Annotated in this window: 13 protein-coding genes; 4 read left to right on the forward strand and 9 right to left on the reverse strand. The window is 72.5% G+C overall.

The window, feature by feature from the left end:
• Positions 1-649: 649 nt before the first annotated feature.
• Both ABD333_RS10635 and ABD333_RS10640 read right to left on the reverse strand, forming a co-directional pair.
• The gene (locus tag ABD333_RS10635) at positions 650-1,414 is read right to left on the reverse strand and encodes a hypothetical protein (protein WP_344540101.1); all 765 of its coding nucleotides are present in this window, start codon (positions 1,412-1,414) and stop codon (positions 650-652) included.
• An 86-nt stretch (positions 1,415-1,500) separates the two neighbouring features.
• Positions 1,501-1,815 (reverse strand): hypothetical protein, encoded by a 315-nt coding sequence (locus tag ABD333_RS10640; RefSeq protein ID WP_344540103.1) that lies wholly within the window; start codon positions 1,813-1,815, stop codon positions 1,501-1,503.
• Between the two features lie 145 nt (positions 1,816-1,960).
• Here ABD333_RS10640 and ABD333_RS10645 point away from each other — a divergent pair, with 145 nt between their 5' ends.
• Complete coding sequence (locus tag ABD333_RS10645; protein ID WP_344540104.1) at positions 1,961-2,329, forward strand: nuclear transport factor 2 family protein; 369 nt, start codon at positions 1,961-1,963, stop codon at positions 2,327-2,329.
• Between the two features lie 76 nt (positions 2,330-2,405).
• Here ABD333_RS10645 and ABD333_RS10650 read toward each other — a convergent pair whose 3' ends face one another.
• From ABD333_RS10650 to ABD333_RS10670, 5 genes are read right to left on the reverse strand one after another with little or no spacing between them, the layout of a single operon-like run.
• Positions 2,406-2,741 carry a cupin domain-containing protein gene (locus ABD333_RS10650; protein ID WP_344540106.1) on the reverse strand — a complete coding sequence of 112 codons (336 nt, stop codon included), beginning with the start codon at positions 2,739-2,741 and terminating at the stop codon, positions 2,406-2,408.
• Positions 2,742-2,754: 13 nt separating this feature from the next.
• Positions 2,755-5,514 (reverse strand): helix-turn-helix transcriptional regulator, encoded by a 2,760-nt coding sequence (locus tag ABD333_RS10655; RefSeq protein ID WP_344540107.1) that lies wholly within the window; start codon positions 5,512-5,514, stop codon positions 2,755-2,757.
• A gap of 30 nt (positions 5,515-5,544) precedes the next feature.
• The gene (locus tag ABD333_RS10660; protein WP_344540109.1) at positions 5,545-6,618 is read right to left on the reverse strand and encodes an ABC-2 transporter permease; all 1,074 of its coding nucleotides are present in this window, start codon (positions 6,616-6,618) and stop codon (positions 5,545-5,547) included.
• On the reverse strand, positions 6,615-7,502 hold the full coding sequence (locus ABD333_RS10665) for an ABC transporter ATP-binding protein (protein ID WP_344540111.1): 888 nt from the start codon (positions 7,500-7,502) through the stop codon (positions 6,615-6,617). Before ABD333_RS10665 ends, ABD333_RS10660 begins: the two co-directional genes overlap by 4 nt.
• Positions 7,499-7,891, reverse strand: a complete 393-nt coding sequence (locus ABD333_RS10670; protein WP_344540113.1) for a GntR family transcriptional regulator — start codon at positions 7,889-7,891, stop codon at positions 7,499-7,501. Before ABD333_RS10670 ends, ABD333_RS10665 begins: the two co-directional genes overlap by 4 nt.
• A gap of 184 nt (positions 7,892-8,075) precedes the next feature.
• On the opposite strand from ABD333_RS10670, the gene lon reads away from it, so the two are divergent.
• A complete protein-coding gene (gene lon / locus ABD333_RS10675; RefSeq protein WP_344540115.1) occupies positions 8,076-10,478 on the forward strand; it encodes an endopeptidase La in 2,403 nt (800 codons plus the stop codon).
• Positions 10,479-10,562: 84 nt separating this feature from the next.
• On the opposite strand, the gene ABD333_RS10680 is transcribed toward lon, so the two are convergent.
• Both ABD333_RS10680 and ABD333_RS10685 read right to left on the reverse strand, forming a co-directional pair.
• Entirely contained in the window at positions 10,563-12,224 is a 1,662-nt protein-coding gene (locus ABD333_RS10680) for a M14 family zinc carboxypeptidase (RefSeq protein WP_344540117.1), read from the reverse strand.
• Between the two features lie 66 nt (positions 12,225-12,290).
• The gene (locus ABD333_RS10685) at positions 12,291-13,838 is read right to left on the reverse strand and encodes a nitroreductase family deazaflavin-dependent oxidoreductase (protein WP_344540118.1); all 1,548 of its coding nucleotides are present in this window, start codon (positions 13,836-13,838) and stop codon (positions 12,291-12,293) included.
• A gap of 158 nt (positions 13,839-13,996) precedes the next feature.
• On the opposite strand from ABD333_RS10685, the gene ABD333_RS10690 reads away from it, so the two are divergent.
• Together ABD333_RS10690 and ABD333_RS10695 are read left to right on the forward strand one after the other, a co-directional pair.
• Positions 13,997-15,007: a Gfo/Idh/MocA family protein gene (locus ABD333_RS10690; RefSeq protein WP_344540120.1), complete on the forward strand. Its 1,011-nt coding sequence runs from the start codon at positions 13,997-13,999 to the stop codon at positions 15,005-15,007.
• Positions 15,004-15,876 (forward strand): sugar phosphate isomerase/epimerase family protein, encoded by an 873-nt coding sequence (locus ABD333_RS10695; protein WP_344540122.1) that lies wholly within the window; start codon positions 15,004-15,006, stop codon positions 15,874-15,876. Before ABD333_RS10690 ends, ABD333_RS10695 begins: the two co-directional genes overlap by 4 nt.
• Positions 15,877-15,888 lie beyond the last annotated feature (12 nt).

Below are 15,888 nucleotides of genomic sequence, written 5' to 3' on the forward strand. Positions count from 1 at the left end.
GGTGCGCGGCGGCGCGGGCGCGGGTGCCGGATGGCCGGGCCGGCGGCATGGCTCGATGACGCCGCCGGCCCGGCGGTGAAGGACGGCGGTGCCGCGGGGGCGTACGGCACCGGCGCCCGTGGCAGGGGATCAGGGTCGGGGCGGGCGGCCGCGGGCTCCGTGAGCCGGCCTGCCGCCACTCCGCGCTCCCGTGGCGGCAGGCCGGTCGGCTTCGCACCGGACGCCGCGCGCGGTGCCGGGCGAAGTGCCGAGGCCGGTCCGGGACGGCCGAGAACCCGAGGTGTGTCGCCGTGCGACGCCGTGTCAGGGGTGTGGTGTGGCGTGCCGCGAACGCCCTCGGCCGTCCGGACCGGACCGGGCAGGGGGTCGGCGAGATCTGTGACCGGAGTGCCGGACGTCGGACACCGCATGGGGGACCCTCCCTCGCTTGGCGAAGCTCAGAGCTGGACGTTTACCGTTCCAGTGGGTTCGCCTTTACTCTGAGTCACGATCTCATTGCGGTAAGTACCCGCACGTCATGGGGCCGTAAACCCAGGTCAACGAAGATTTGGAGCACGCGGGCGACCGAGGTCGCGCGACGGAGGGTGAGCGTGGTGGGAGTGCTGGGCCGCCGGTGCCGCCGAGGGCGGCGGCACCGGCTTCCCGGGCCTTATCGCCGGGGCGTCACCACGGGTGAGTTGAACGGCAGGACCAGCAGGGGGCCGGTCACCACCACACGGTCGGTGCCGGGTCCCCACTTGAGGTCGGCGGTCTGGTGGCAGGTGCCCCGGTCCTCGATCCAGTACCGGGCGTTCGCGCCGTCCGGCCCCGACCGGAAGCGCCCGAGGAGCGAGATGCGGTCACGCACCTTGCCCTTGCCGTCGACGATCAGCCCGTGGATCGGGTACGTCGCGCGGAATCCGCCGTTCCTCGTCCGCGCCTCGTATCCCAGATCCGAGACGAGGACCCGCAGCGTCTCCCCGGCGGCGTCCGTCACGGTCGCGTCGATCACGCCGAGGAACGGGGTGACGAAACCGGGGAAGGCGGTCTGGAACTGCTCAGGGTAGATCGCGGGCCGCCGCTCCAGCAGCGAGAACCGCCAGGCCCGGTTGAACGTCCCGGCCTTGATCGTGTACGTCCCGTTCTCGCACACGAACGGCCGCAGGGTGCGTCCGGCGAAGTCGATCGTCTGCCGGACGATCGGGTTGCCGGTGCTCGGGTCGCCGAACTTCTCCTCGTTGACCCGTGTGACGATGCCGTCCTTGGTCAGCTTCAGGGTGAAGCCCGGCCCGGCCGCCTTGAACCCCTTCCGGTTCTCCTTCACCACGATGTCGTGCCGCGCTCCGCCGCCCGTCGCGTGGGCGGAGGGGACGGACACCAGGCCCGCGGCCATCGCCACGCCGGTCACGGCGGCGAATCGAATACCAGCTTTCACGAAACCTCCAGTACCGCGCACCTCGTCGTACGGAGGATCATGATCACCTAAAAAACGCGAAACGCCCAGCCCCCGGCCACGATCGGTCAGCCGCCGATGAGCCGCAGCCGTACCTCCTGCAGCAGCCGCTGGCGCTGGAGCTCCTCCCGCCGGTCACGCGGCCGGAACAACACCAGGCCCTCCTCCAGCACCTGCCAGTACTGCGGGGTGGGCGTCACCATCCCCTGCCGCAGGAGCTCGCGGATCTCGGCGAGCTCCAGCCGCCCGACCTCGGCCGACACCCGCCGCTGTGCCCGCAGCCAGCCCTGCTCCTGCTTGATCGCCGTGATGACCGCCGCGACGCCGAGGAGCGCGACCGCCACCACCGTGACGATCGTGTGCGGCGCGAGTCCAAGATCCATGACGTCGAGCGTAGCCCGGGCGCCCCACGCGCGACAGCCGCTACCGGGGTCTCTTGCGGCAAGTACCTAAGCGCGACGGATTCCCCGGTCCGGCGATCTCCCTAACGTCGTGGTCAACGGACGACAACCACGAAGGAGAACGAGGATGAGCGACATCAACGACCTGGTCGAGCGTTACCTGGCCGCCTGGAACGAGACCGACGCCGCCGCCCGGCGGGCCCTGCTCGCCGAGGTCTTCGCCGCCGACGCCGAGTACACCGACCCGCTGGTCTCGGTCCGGGGCGTCGACGGCCTCGACGCGACCATCGCGGCGGTGCAGGGACAGTTCGGCGGGCTGGTGTTCAGCCCGGGCGGCCCGGCCGACGCCCACCACAACCTCGCCCGGTTCACCTGGCACCTCGGCCCCGAGGGCGGCGAGCCGGTCGTCATCGGCTTCGACGTCGCGGTCATCGGCGACGACGGCCTGATCAGCAACGTGCACGGCTTTCTCGACAAGGTGCCGGCCGGCGCCTGATCCCGCGCCGGGGACGGATCGGCCTCGGCCGGTCCGTCCCCGCGCCGACGCGGCTGCTGTCCCGGGCGAGGACGTGTCACACGTCGTAGTTGAAACCGAAGGCGCGCGCGCCGGTCTCGGTGCGCGGGCGGTGGCTCGTCTCGGGGCCGAAGGCGACGTACGTCCCCGGGCCGTACGTGCGATCGCCCTCGATGACCTCGCCCTCGACCACGAAGTACGCCTCGCCGTAGGTCTCGTGGACGTCGAGCCCGGGCCACTGCGCGCCCGGGGCGAGGTCGATCACCCAGGTCCTGATCCCCTGCATGCCCGGCAGCATGCGGACCAGGATGCCGGGGCCGACCTCCTCCGCCGGTACGGCGTCGACGTCGACGGGGAGGATCTGGCCGGGAGATATCTGCTGTGATGTGGTCATCTGTCCAAGATTGTCAGATGCCCAGCTCGGCGGCGAGATCTTTGAGGTCGCCCCGGGAGGCGATCCCGAGCTTCGGATAGGCCTTGTACAGGTGGTAGCCCACCGTCCGATGGCTGAGGAAGAGCTGCGCGGCGATGTCCCGGTTGGACAGGCCCCGGGCCGCGAGCCGTGCGATCTGCAACTCCTGCGGGGTGAGCGCGGCACCGACGCCCTGTGTCCCGTTCGCCGGTGCCACGTCCGCCGCGCCGGTCGCGGTGAGCTCGCCGCGCGCCCGTTCGGCCCACGGCCGCATGCCGAGCCGCTCGAAGACCTCCAGCGCCTCGTTCAGGTGGACGCGCGCCTCGGCCTTGCGCCGGGCCCGCCGCAGCCATTCGCCGTAGAGCAGCGCCGTCCTGGCGTACTCCAGGGGGCGGCCACCGGGGTCGTGCAGCTTCAGCGCCTCGGCGTACAGTCCGTCCGCCCGCTCGTCGCCGCTGAGCAGGGCCCGGCACCGCAGGACGAGCGCGTCCGCCCACGGCCGCCGCGCCCGTTCCGCCCACCGCTCGAAGCGCGCGAACGGCTCGTCGGCGCGTTCGCGGGAGCCGACCCGGATCGCCGCCTCCACGAGGTCGGGCGTGGACCGGGTGGCACAGATGTGATGACGCATCGGCTCGCGCGCCAGCCGGTCGAAGTGGGCGAGCGCCGCCTCTGCCCGGCCGAGACCGAGTTCGAGGAGGCCGAGCGACCAGTGCGCCCACGGCGCGCCGGGAGCGATCGCTCCGGCGGTCGCTCCGGCGAACCCGTCCTCCGCGTGCCGCCGGCATGCGCTCTCGTCACCCTCGGCGGCACGCAGGTACGCCAGCACGCTGCCGAACTGGCCGATCCACTGCCGCTGGCCGGTGTCGCGGGCCAGTCCCAGCGCCTCGGTCGCCGTCGTGAGAGCGTCCCGGTGGCGGCCGGTGAAGACCTCTCCCTCGACGACGAAGAACAGCACCGTCGGCAGCCGTCCCGCCCCGCCCCGGCCGCGGTGCTCGTCCGCGAGCGCGCGGGCCAGCTCGTAGGCATCGGCGTCCTGGCCGTGCGCGAGCGCGGTCCCGCACAGCACCATCAACGTCTGGTCGGGTGCCCGCCCCCGTTCCCGTACCGCGTCCAGAGCCGCGGACAACTCAGGAGGACGGCCGCCATCGCCGGGGCCGAGGTGCCGCACCAGAAAGTCGACCGCCGGGGCCATGGGATCCGATTCCGGCAAGGGCAGCGACTCCAGCCGGCCCACGACCCCGTCGAGGTGCCGCTCACCGAGGTACCAGCCGGTGTGGATCGCCTGGACCAGCATCGCGGCGGCCTGGCCCGGGTCGGGTCCGCGGCTGAGTCCGGCGCCGTCGAGCAGCAGCCGATGCGCCGCCGGATACGAGCCCTGCCAGAAGGCGGCCAGTGCTTGGACGTGGGCCAGCCTGGCGTGCAGGGCATCGCCGCCGGGGTGCCGGGCGGCGCGGTCGGCCAGCTGTTTGGCACGTTCCAGGTCCCCGGCCTCCACCGACGACTCGGCGGCGAGGGACTCCCGGCGGACCCTGGCGCCAGGCATCGCGGACAGCCGGGCCGAACGGTCGTACGCGGCCGCCGCGGCCTGGTGCCCGCCGCGGTCCCGGGCTCGCGCGGCGGTGCGTTCCAGCGCGGCGGCCGCCTCCTCATCGGGTCCGGTGGCCGCCGCGGCCAGGTGCCAGGCCCTGCGGTCGGCGTGTTCGGGAGCGTCGAGGGCGGCGGCCAGCGCGCGGTGCACCGCGATGCGCTGCGCCAGGGGCGCCCGCTGGTGAACGGCGGCGCGGATGAGGGGATGCCGGAAGGCGATGCCGGTGTCGTCGGCGCCGCGCACCACCAGAGCGGCGGTCTCGGCGGGCGTCAGGTCGGCGACGTCCGCGCCCAGTGCCCCGGCGGCCCGCAGGACGACGGCGAGCTCGCCGGTCTCGTCGGCGGCGATGACCAGAAGAAGAGTCTGCGTCGCCTCAGGCATCCGGCTGACCTGCCCGTGGAACGCCAGTTGCAGCCGGCCGGTCAGCGGAAGAGCTCCCGGGCTGAACGACGCCGCGGCGGGTCCTTCCTCGGCCAGGGCCACGGGAAGCTCCCGCAGTGCCAGGGGATTACCGCCCGCCTCGGCGAGCACGCGGTAGCGCAGGGCGGGGCTCAGCTGATGCCTGTCGAGCACGACCGCCGCCGCTTCTGGAGTCAGCCCCGGCAGCCGCAGCTCCGGCAACCCGGGTGCGGAGAACGAACCCTCCCCGTCCCGCGCGGCGAAGAGCATGACCACGCCCTCGGCCTGCAACCGCCGCGCGGCGAACAGCAGCGCGTCCCGCGAAGCCGCGTCGAGCCAGTGCGCGTCGTCCACCAGGCACAGCAGGCCGCTCTCCTCGGCGTACTCCGCGAGCAGCGACAACACCGCGAGCCCCACGAGCATGGGCTCGGGCACGGCGTCCCCGCCCAGCCCGAACACCGCCTCCAGCGCGCGGCGCTGCGGTGGCGGCAACTCCGCGAGGTGGCCGAGTGCGGGCCTCAGCAGCAACTGCAGGCCCGCGAACGGCAGCTCCGCCTCGTACTCGATCCCGGTGCCGCGGACGAGCCGCAGGCTCCCGGACTCGGCCGCGGCGTAGCCGAGCAAGGCCGTCTTGCCGATGCCGGGCTCGCCGCGCAGCACCAGCACCCCGCTGGTCCCCGTCCGGCCCGCGGCCAGCAGCGCGTCGATCGAGCCCTGCTCGGCCACCCGCCCTGCCAGGTCATGGTGCGATTTGTCATGATCCGACACCCCGCCATCGTGCCACCCCGGCCCGTCTTCCTAGGACAGGCGCCTGCGGACCAGCCAGAAGCAGAGCCCTGCCAGCCCGAGGGACAGAACGGCGTAGACGCCGGTCTCGTACCACTGGAAGGCCCAGAACCGGCTGCCGGGCTGGTACTTGAGCTCATGCCGGTAGCCGAGCCGCTTGAGCTCGTTGAGGCACGGCGACAGCCGCTGTCCCTGCCCCGCATCGGCCACTCTTCTCTGGGGCTCCCGCGAGGGTGCGCAGGGCCCCGACGAGGTGGAGACGGGGATGGCACCGCCGACGGTCTTTCCCCCGGCGTCGACGAGCCGGCTCGACAGGACCCAGGCACCCAGATCAGTGGGCACCTGTGATTCCAGGCTCAGGTGAAGGGGCCCGCCGTCTTGTATGCCGATCATGTCGATCTTCGCCTCGGGCAGCTGGACGGTCGCCGTGACCGGGGGAATGAGGTGGGGTCTGACCAGCAGCGGCATGGCGACCTGGACCGCGGCGAACACGGTCAGGGTGATGGCCATGGCGGGCAGCGTGCGGCGGATCAGGATCCCGATGGTCACACCGAGGGCGAACGCGAAGGCCGCGTAGCCGATGGGAACGATGCCGCGCGCGTCGAACAGCAGCGGCCCCATCCGCGGGAAGCCGGGGGAGTTGGCCGCGGCGGCCTTGTCGATGGGACCCGACCACCAGGTCACCGCCAGGGTGCCGAGGCCGGCGGTGGTCATGGAGGCCAGGCCGACGAGCAGGAGCTTGACGGCCAGCCAGCGGTCGCGCGTGATGCTCTGGTTCCACACCAGCCGGTGGGTGCCGGCCTCCAGTTCCCGGGCGATCAGCGGTGCTCCCCAGAACAGCCCGATGACGGCGGGCAGGACGAGCACGATCGCGGTGACGGCGAGGAAGGGCACCTGGTGGTCGTGGAAGAACGACTGGAGGTAGTTCGAGCAGCCGTTGGCCTGGGTGGTGCACGTGGCGATGCCGGAGGAGTAGTCGTCGGCCATGCCGGGACCGGTCAGGGCCAGTACGGTGGCGAGCGCGGCGAGCGCGGCGGCCGTCATCGCGGCCGCGGCGCGGAACTGCCGCCAGGTCAGCCAGATCATCGCTGCACCTCCAGGGTGGGCCGCCGCGTCTCGGTGCGCTGGTCCATGTAGGCCAGGACGAGGTCTTCCAGGTTGAGCCGTGTCACCGTCCACGCGGGGTCGTGGATCGCCGCCTCGGTGCGCACGACGAAGGTGCTCTGGCGTTCGGTGTGGCTGGCGGTCACCAGGTGCTGGTCGGAGGGGAGCCGGCCGGGGTCGCGCCGCGGCCCCGTCAGCCTGTGGTGGGTGGCCAGCAGATGGTCGACCTCGCCCGCGACCCGTACCCGGGAGTCGACGAGCACGACCAGGTAGTCGCAGACGCGTTCCAGGTCCGACACCAGGTGGGAGGACAGCAGCACGCTGAGCTGGTGCTCGGCGGCGGCCTCCATCAGCCCTTGCAGGAACTCGCGCCGCGCGAGCGGGTCGAGGGCGGCGACCGGCTCGTCCAGCACCAGCAGCCGGGGCCGCTTGGCGATGCCCAGGGTGAGGGCGAGCTGGGCACGCTGCCCGCCCGACAGCCTCCCCGCCTTGCGGCCGGGGTCCAGGCCGAGCCGCGCGATGCGGTCCCGGGCCAGCGCGTCGTCCCACCCGGGGTTGAGCCGCGCCCCCAGCCGCAGGTGCTCGGCGATGGTCAGTCCCGGGTACGTGGGGGTGTCCTGGGCGACGAAACCGACCTTGGCCAGTTGCGCGGGGCCGGACCCGGGCCGTTCTCCCAGCACCCGGATGTGGCCCGCCGTCGGCGTCAGCTGCCCGACGGCCAGATTGAGCAGCGTGGTCTTGCCCGCGCCGTTGGGACCGACCAGCCCGGCCACATGCCCGTCGGGAACGTCCAGGTCACAGTCACTGAGCGCCCAGCGGGACCCGTACTTCTTGCCCAGGCCCTCGGCCCGCAGGACGGCGGTCACGCTATGTCCTGCTGAGCGGCGGACCGAAAGGTCGTCATGAACAACGCCTCGATGCTCTCCTCGTCCAGCCCGGCCAGCCGAGCCTTGGCCAGCCACCGCCGCAGGTCCTGCCGCAACGGCTCGTGCGCCGCCAGCGACGCGCCGGCCAGCGTCGCCGTCACGAACGTGCCCACCCCCGGCCGCGCCGCCACCAGCCCCTCGTGCTCCAGCTCCCGGTAGGCCTTCAGCACCGTGTTCGGATTGATCGCCAGCCGCGCCACGACCTCCTTCACCGTGGGCAGCTGATCACCCTCCCGCACCAGCCCCAGCCGCAGCGCCTGCCGTACCTGCCGCACCAGCTGCAGGTACGGCGACAACCCCGACCGCTCGTCCAGATAGAACTCGATCACGGAACCCCCATATATCTAGGTTCCTAGTACTATAGATTCCTAGAGTGGTGGTGTGTCAACCGGTGAGATGCCAAGGTGATCGCTGAGAGCGAACGTTGCTGAGGAAACAAAAACGTGCTCCGTTTTCTTGAGTGTGTATGACTCAACCTTCGGGTGGGGTTCCTACGAGACTTTGGAGCTGAGCATGAGCGAGACCCTGACGCTGCCGGTGCTGCCCCTGGACGACGGGGTTGTTCTGCCGGGCATGGTCGTTCCCCTTGATCTCTCCGAGAGCGGCGAGGTCCGGGCGGCCATCGAGGCGGCGCGCGCCGTGGCGCAGTCCAAGGGGCCGGGCATCCGGTCCGCCGTCAAGCCGCGGGTGCTGCTGGTGCCTCGGCTCAACGGGCAGTACGCCGCGGTGGGAACGCTGGGCGTGATCGAGCAGGAGGGCCGGCTTCCGGGCGGGGAGCCGGGGGCCGTGGTCCGCGGTGTGTCGCGGGTGCAGATCGGCACCGGGACCACCGGGCCGGGCGCCGCGTTGTGGGTCGAGGGCACCGAGATCGAGGTGCTGCCCGCCGGCGGGCGCGCGGACGAGCTGGCCAAGGAGTACAAGGGCCTGGTGAGCGCGATCCTGCAGAAGCGGGGCGCCTGGCAGGTCGTCGACGTCGTGCAGCAGATCGACGACGCCTCCGTGCTGGCCGACAACGCGGGGTACGCGCCGTACCTCTCGATCGAGCAGAAGATCGAGGTGCTGGAGACCCCCGACGTGGTGGAGCGGCTCAACCTGGTGATCGGCTGGGCGCGCGACCACCTCGCCGAGCTGGACGTGGCGGAGACCATCCGCAAGGACGTCCAGGAGGGCATGGAGAAGACCCAGCGCGAGTTCCTGCTGCGGCAGCAGCTGGAGGCCGTCCGCAAGGAGCTGGCCGAGCTGAACGGCGACCCGGCGGACGAGGAGGACGACTACCGGGCGCGCATCGAGGCCGCCGACCTTCCCGAGAAGGTGCGCGAGGCCGCGCTCAAGGAGGTCGACAAGCTCGAACGCTCGTCGGACGCCTCGCCCGAGGGCGGCTGGATCCGGACGTGGCTCGACACGGTCCTCGACATCCCGTGGAACGAGCGGACCGAGGACTCCTACGACATCGCGGGCGCGCGGGAGATCCTGGACGCCGACCACGCGGGACTCGACGACGTGAAGGAGCGCATCATCGAGTACCTCGCCGTGCGCAAGCGGCGCGCTGACCGCGGTCTCGGCGTCGTCGGCGGGCGCCGGTCCGGTGCCGTGCTGGCGCTGGCCGGTCCTCCCGGAGTCGGCAAGACCTCGCTGGGCGAGTCGGTGGCGCGGGCCATGGGCCGCAAGTTCGTGCGGGTCGCCCTGGGCGGCGTGCGGGACGAGGCGGAGATCCGCGGGCACCGGCGCACGTACGTGGGCGCCTTGCCGGGCCGGATCGTGCGGGCCGTCCGCGAGGCGGGCTCGATGAACCCCGTCGTGCTCCTGGACGAGGTCGACAAGGTCGGCGCCGACTACCGGGGCGACCCGACGGCGGCGCTGCTGGAGGTCCTGGACCCCGAGCAGAACCACACGTTCCGGGACCACTACCTGGAGGTCGAGCTCGACCTGAGCGACGTGCTCTTCCTGGCGACGGCGAACGTCATCGAGGCGATCCCCGGGCCGCTGCTCGACCGCATGGAGCTGGTCCAGCTGGACGGCTACACCGAGGACGAGAAGGTCACGATCGCCCGCGACCACCTGCTGCCGCGCCAGCTGGAGAAGGCCGGTCTGGAGCCCGCCGAGGTCGCGTTCGAGGACGGCGCGCTGCGGCTGCTGGCCGGGGAGTACACGCGGGAGGCGGGCGTCCGGTCGCTGGACCGGTCGATCGCCCGGGTGCTCCGGAAGGTCGCGGCGAACGTGGCGCTGGAGAAGGCCGAGCTGCCGATCACGATCGGAGCGGACAACCTGAAGGACTACCTGGGACGGCCGCGGTTCACGCCGGAGGTCGAGCTCAGCAAGTCCGAACGGCGCACCGGCGTGCCGGGCGTCGCGACCGGGCTGGCGGTCACCGGCGCGGGCGGCGACGTGCTCTACATCGAGGCGTCGCTGGCCGACAAGGAGACCGGCGACACCGGCGTGACGCTCACCGGGCAGCTCGGCGACGTCATGAAGGAGTCGGCCCGGATCGCGCTCAGCTACCTGCGCTCGCGCGGCGCGGAGCTCGAACTGCCGGTCGGCGACCTGAAGGACCGCGGCGTGCACGTCCACGTGCCCGCCGGCGCGATCCCGAAGGACGGGCCGAGCGCGGGCATCACGATGACCGCCGCCCTGGCGTCGCTCCTGTCGGGGCGGCCCGTCCGGTCGGACGTCGCGATGACCGGCGAGGTCTCGCTGACCGGGCGGGTCCTGCCGATCGGCGGGCTCAAGCAGAAGCTGCTCGCGGCCAGCCGCCTCGGCATCACGACCGCGATCGTGCCCAAGCGGAACGAGCCGGACCTGGAGGAGGTGCCCGCGGAGGTGCTGGAGAACATGACGGTCTTCGCCGTCAGCGACGTCCGTGAGGTGCTGGACCTGGCCCTGGAGCCGGCCACCACCGACGCCCCCGTCAGCGTCTGACCGTTCCACGAACGCCTGTGCCGGGCCCTCGTGCCCGGCACAGGCGTTCTCCGTGTCCGCGGCCCGGAGGCCGGACCGCGCCCGTCAGCAGCCTCTGAGGTCGGCTTCGGCTGTCTGGCCGCGTGCGACGGACACGGTGACCGTCTTGCGCACCTTGCCGAACGCCGAGCACGTCAGCGTCCACGACTCGGGAAGCAGCACGCTCTCGTACTGGCTCGGCCGCAGCGACGGATTGACGTCCCAGCTGAACCGGCCGCCCGGGAAGTGGAACATCGACGAGGTGACCGTGGTCGGCACCGGCAGCGCCGGGCCGGTCGTCCCGTCGGGATTGCGGACGGCGGACGAGTCCAGGGTGAAGGGCTTGGTGATGGTGAGCGTGCGGCCCGCCGGAGCCTTGCCCCTGATGACCGAGTGCAGGGACCGGTCCGCGGCGCCCTCGAAGGCGGCCAGGAACGCCTCGCGGACGTTGGACCCCTTGTAGATGCCGGTGCCCAGATACTGGTCGACCACGTACTTGTACTCCGGGTGGAAGAGGTAGGCGCCCTCGTGGCCCGGCGTGTTCTCGAACGTGAACGCGAACGTGCCGGAGGAGTAGAACGCCATCTCCTCGGTGGTGCCGGAGGCGTCGTAGTAGACCTCGGGCCAGGGGCCGGTCTGCCAGCCGGTGTGACCCGCGATCTTCCGGCCGAGCGCGTCGTACGCGGCCTCCTCGGCGGGAGTGGGCTCGTTGGGGGCGCTGGGCGCGCGCAGCACCCTGGCGTCTGGGGTGTGGTTGCTGATCGCGACGGTGATCTGGCGCGAGGTCAGCAGCGCCCGCATGTTCTGGATCTCCGGCTCGGAGAACGGGGCGGCGCCCCGGTAGTTGCTGGTCGTGGTGGAGAAGCCCGCCCCCGGCCCGCCCCAGAACGCGCCGTAGTTGCGGTTGAGGTCCACGCCCTTGGCGAAGTTGGCCGGGTCGGCGCACTGCTCGCGGGTCGGTACCTTCCCGTCCTCCACCCGGCAGTTCTTACGTTTCTGCTCCTGCACCAGGCTGCGCGACATCTCGTACCCGTCCGGGTTGACGATCGGCACGACGACGAGCTTCGCCCGGTCGAGCAACGAGGTGACGCGGCGGTCCCGGTAGTCGTTCTTCAGCATGTCCCAGGCGAACTCCATCGTCAGGTCCACCGTCGGCCACTCGCGCGAGTGGTGCATCCCGGTCAGCAGGAACGACGGCTTGTGCCCGGAGGCGTGCACCCGGTTGGAGATCTCCAGGCCGTAGACGTCGGTGCCGAGCAGCGACTTGTGGGGGAGCTTGAAGCGCCGCACCCGGTCCGGATAGCGCGCCGCGATGCGCCGGAGCTCGTCGTTGGTCTCGCTCAGCGTCCGGTAAGTGACGCGCCCGGTCGGCAGCCCGGAGCGTTCACCGCGTACGGCCTGGGCGTCCTCGGCCGCCCGCGCCCGCCGGTTCGCCGCCGCGACGTCGGCGACCAGGAGCGTCGGGACGAAGCCCGCGGTGCGCAGCCGGCGCTCGTCCGACGGCCCGTACAGCAGCAGCTGGGCGCGGCCGGGCCGGATCGTCATGATGTCGAGGTCGGTGCCGGCGAGCCGCTCGGCCTGGCCGGCGTCCGTCACCTCGACCCGGACGAGCGTCACCTTGCCGTCGGCGGCGAGCGGGGAGGGCTGGGCGTTCGCGGCCGGAGCGGTGACCAGACCGGCGACCGCGACCGTGAACGCGGCGATCGCGGCGATCTTTGGACGTCTCATGCGTGATCACTATTCGCGGGGCGAATCACCCGCGTCAACGGCGAAGATTTCAGAGTTGCAGAGTTTTCAACGGGCGCCGGGACCGAGGTCAGCCTTGGGCGTGAGGCGGAAGATTCGCAGCTGACGATCGACGCGTTCGACGTAACGGTCGTACACCGGCCAGACCTTGAGGAGGTCCGGCCACACTTCGGCGCGTTCGGCGTCGTCGAGCGGGCGGGCGGTGACGGCCACCGTCCGGCCGCGGAAGCTCACCTCGGCGTCGGGGTTCCTGAGGAGGTTGCCGGTCCAGGCCGGGTGCTTCTCACGGCCGAAGTTGGAGCCGACGACGATCCAGGTGCCGTCCGGCTCGGGCATGCAGGCGAGCGGTGCCTGCCGGGGTTTGCCGCTCACGGCGCCCGTGGTGGTGAGGACGAGGCTGGGCACGAGCGCCTGGCCGAGCAGGAAACGGCCGCCGCTGACCTTGTGCAGGGCACGGTCGAGCGGCGGCACGATCTTCGGGCCGATCCTGGCGAACAGGGGGGAGCCGGAGACCCGCTGCATGATCGGGCCGATCGTGCGCTGGACGAGGGTGGGCATCTGCTGCTCCTTGCGGGCGGTGTCCGGGGCGAGACGGCCGGCCTTGCGCGCGTCGAGGTGGCCGGCCGCGGCCAGCCAGCGGAGCCCGTCCTCGACGGTGTCGCGGGCCGGCCGCAGCGTGAGGCCGAGGGCGTCGAGCGCGGGCCGGTCGTCGGTCGGCACGAGCTTGACCATGAACTCGGCGGCGTCCCGGGTCAGCGGATAGTCGAACGTCTTGACGCGCTTTGCCAGGTCAAGCGCCGAACCCAGGCCGAGCATGACGGAGCCGGGCACGGTGAGGCGGCGGCACTTCACCCCGGTGAGGTCGTCGCAGAGGTCGGCGCACTCCGGCCAGGTCAGATAGTGGCCGCCGAGCAGCCACCGTTCGCCGCCCCGCCCGGCGGTCACCGTGCGCGCGACGGCCTCGGCGAGATCGCGCACGTCGATGATCGAGACGCCGCCGCGCGGCATCGGCCAGGCCTTGCCGAGGGCACCCGCGAGCCCCTCCATCAGGGCGTCGAGCGTCGGCTGGCGCGGACCGCAGACACCGCCGGGGTAGAGGATCGTGACGGGCGCGCCCTCGTCCTGGAGCGCGCGCACGTAGCGTTCGGCCTCCAGCTTGGACCTGCCGTAGTCGGTACGGGGCGCGGCGAGCGGCCCGTCGGTGGTGATGACGGGCCCGGGCGGCGGAACGAAGACGGCGACGGTCGAGATGTGCACCACCGGGCCGAGCCCGCGCGCCACGGCGCCGCCGACGACGTTGCGGGTGCCGGTGACGTTGACCTCCACGATGTCCGCCTCGCGGCCGGTGACCCCGATCGCGGCGGCGGCGTGGACGGCGGCGTCGCAGCCGTCGAGGCCCTCGGCGACGGCGGCCTCGTCGAGCATGTCGCCCGGCACGAGCTCGACGTGCTCGGCGGGGACGCCGATGGCGTGGAGGACCTTGGCGGTCTTGCCGGGGTCGCGGACGAGGGCGCGCGGGTGGTGCCCGGCCGCGAGCAGGGCGGCCACGGTGTAGGACCCGACGAAGCCCGACGCGCCGGTGAGGAAGACCCGCATGCGATCAAACTAGCGTTTGGTCGGGTAGCCCGGCAATCGGCGGGCCCTCCCGGTTTCGGTCGTCTTCTTATGCCGTCAGTGCGGGTGCCGGCCGTTGACGGTGCTGGAACGCTCCATCACACTCGGGTCCCACCCAACCGCCACCCGGGAGGGGGCTCATGAGAATCGCCCTGGCCGGCGCGGGGCGCATCGGCGCCCGCCACGCCGCCGCGCTGAGTGAACTGCCCGAGATCGATGCCCTGCTGGTGGCCGACGCCGATCCGCGGCGGGCCCGTGACCTGGCCGCCAGGGTGCGCGGCGCACGGGCCGTCGACACCGTCGAGGAGTTGTTCGCCGCGGGGGCCGACGGCCTGGTGGTGGCCGCCGCGACCGACGCGCACGCCGCGCTCGTGCGCTGCGGGGTGGCCGCCGGGATCCCGGTCTTCTGCGAGAAGCCGCTGGCCGCCACGCTTGATGGAACGTTCCAAACCGTGGCCGCCGCCCGGGCCGCCGCGATCCCCGTCCAGGTCGGCTTCCAGCGCCGGTTCGACGTGGGTTACCTCGTGGCACGGGACGCCGTCGCGTCCGGGCGGCTCGGCTGGCTGCACACCGTGCGGTCGTGCAGCTTCGACCCGGCGCCGCCGCCCGCGGGCTACATCCCGGCCTCCGGCGGGCTCTTCCGCGACTGCGTGATCCACGACCTCGACTCCATCCGCTTCGTCACCGGCCGCGAGGTGGTCCGGGTCATGGCGATGGGCGCCAACAAGGGCGACGAGGTGTTCCGGGCGAACGGCGACGTCGACACCGGGACCGCGCTCGTCACGCTGGACGACGGCACCCTGTGCACGGCGTCGGCCACGCGCTACAACGCCGCCGGCTACGACGTGCGGCTGGAGGTCTTCGGCTCCAAGGACAGCGTCGTCGCCGGGCTGGACGACCAGACGCCCGTCACCCCCGTGCCGGAACGCGACGGCCGGTCCGGGCATGCCGCCGAGGCCTACAGCGGCTTCCTCGAACGGTTCGCCGCCGCCTATGACGCCGAGCTGCGCGCGTTCGCCGACCTGGTCGCCGGGCGGCGGAGCAACCCCTGCCCGCCCGAGGAGGCGCTCGAAGCCTGCTATCTGGCCGAGGCGTGCGAGCTCTCCAGGCACGAGGGCCGGGTCGTCGAGATCGAGGAGGTGCGCCGATGAGGATCGCCGGAGCCCCGATCTCGTGGGGCGTGTGCGAGGTGCCGGGCTGGGGCCACCAGCCGGCGCCCGGACGGGTCCTGGCCGAGATGCGCGACCTCGGCATCACCGCGACCGAGCTCGGTCCCGCCGGGTTCCTGCCGGCCGGACGGCGTGAACGCGACGAGCTGCTCGCGTCGTACGGGCTGGAGCTGGTCGGCGGGTTCGTGCCCCTCGTGCTGCACGACCCCGCGCACGACCCGGTGCCGGAGGCCGAGCGCGCCCTCGACGACCTCGGCGGGGGCACGACGCTTGTGCTGGCGGCGGTCACCGGGCTCGACGGGTACGACCGGCGGCCGGCCCTGGACACCAAGGGCTGGTGCACGCTGCTGGCCAACCTCGACGCGATCTGCGCGCTGGCCGCCGGCCGCGGGCGCGGCGCCGTGCTGCATCCGCACGTCGGCACGATGGTCGAGGGCCGCGGTGAGATCGAGCTGGTCCTCGGCGAGTGCGGAATCCCCCTCTGCCTCGACACCGGGCACCTCCTCGTCGGCGGCACGGACCCGTCCTGGCTGGCCCGCACCGCCACGCCCCGGATCGCGCACGTTCATCTCAAGGACGTGGACGCGCGGCTCGCCGGCCAGGTTCGCGCGGGCCACACCGGATACACCGAAGCGGTCGCCGCCGGGATGTACCGGCCGCTCGGCCGCGGGGACGTTGACATCGCCGGGATCGTCCGCAGTCTGGAGAGCGCCGGTTACGAAGGCTGGTACGTCATGGAGCAGGACACCGTGCTCACCGCCGAACCCCCGCCCGGCGCCGGGCCGTGCGCGGACGTACGCGCGAGCCTGGACTACCTGGCCGAGGCGTGCCTGGCGGAAGGGGCGCCGTGACGAGCCGGTACG

Origin of the sequence: Actinomadura fulvescens (assembly GCF_039533225.1) — a bacterium.
Lineage (GTDB): Bacteria > Actinomycetota > Actinomycetes > Streptosporangiales > Streptosporangiaceae > Spirillospora > Spirillospora fulvescens.

What these genes read in the sequence shown, in the direction of transcription:
- ABD333_RS10695 (WP_344540122.1), top strand. Translation starts at nt 15,004, where the DNA reads ATGAGGATCGCCGGAGCCCCGATCTCGTGGGGCGTGTGCGAGGTGCCG.
- ABD333_RS10660 (WP_344540109.1), bottom strand. Translation starts at nt 6,618, where the DNA reads ATGATCTGGCTGACCTGGCGGCAGTTCCGCGCCGCGGCCGCGATGACG.
- ABD333_RS10645 (WP_344540104.1), top strand. Translation starts at nt 1,961, where the DNA reads ATGAGCGACATCAACGACCTGGTCGAGCGTTACCTGGCCGCCTGGAAC.
- ABD333_RS10680 (WP_344540117.1), bottom strand. Translation starts at nt 12,224, where the DNA reads ATGAGACGTCCAAAGATCGCCGCGATCGCCGCGTTCACGGTCGCGGTC.
- ABD333_RS10640 (WP_344540103.1), bottom strand. Translation starts at nt 1,815, where the DNA reads ATGGATCTTGGACTCGCGCCGCACACGATCGTCACGGTGGTGGCGGTC.
- lon (WP_344540115.1), top strand. Translation starts at nt 8,076, where the DNA reads ATGAGCGAGACCCTGACGCTGCCGGTGCTGCCCCTGGACGACGGGGTT.
- ABD333_RS10690 (WP_344540120.1), top strand. Translation starts at nt 13,997, where the DNA reads ATGAGAATCGCCCTGGCCGGCGCGGGGCGCATCGGCGCCCGCCACGCC.
- ABD333_RS10650 (WP_344540106.1), bottom strand. Translation starts at nt 2,741, where the DNA reads ATGACCACATCACAGCAGATATCTCCCGGCCAGATCCTCCCCGTCGAC.
- ABD333_RS10685 (WP_344540118.1), bottom strand. Translation starts at nt 13,838, where the DNA reads ATGCGGGTCTTCCTCACCGGCGCGTCGGGCTTCGTCGGGTCCTACACC.